This is a genomic window from Bacillus sp. NTK074B (assembly GCF_017303375.1).
Classification (GTDB): Bacteria; Bacillota; Bacilli; order Bacillales; family Bacillaceae_B; genus Rossellomorea.
The window spans coordinates 1-262 of the sequence record NZ_JAFKOH010000163.1 but is presented as its reverse complement, the minus strand read 5'-3'; the positions used below and the strand labels follow the sequence as shown (position 1 = coordinate 262).

The window sequence follows — 262 nt, the reverse complement described above, 5'->3', positions numbered from 1 at the left end:
ATTAGATATTCCAGAAGTATCGCTTGTAGCGATATTAGATGCGGATAAGGAAGGGTTCTTACGTTCAGAACGTTCATTAATTCAAACAATTGGCCGTGCAGCACGTAATGAAAACGGCCGCGTTATTATGTACGCAGATCGTATAACGAGATCGATGGGAATTGCGATTGAAGAAACACAGCGTCGTCGTAGTATACAAGAGGCTTACAATAAAGAGCATGGTATTACGCCGAAAACGATTCAAAAAGGTGTGCGTGATGTA

At 41.6% G+C, this 262-nt stretch carries 1 pseudogene; it reads left to right on the top strand.

The features are described 5' to 3' along the window. Positions 1-262 (top strand): annotated as a pseudogene (locus JI667_RS21850) (excinuclease ABC subunit B); the annotation flags it as partial.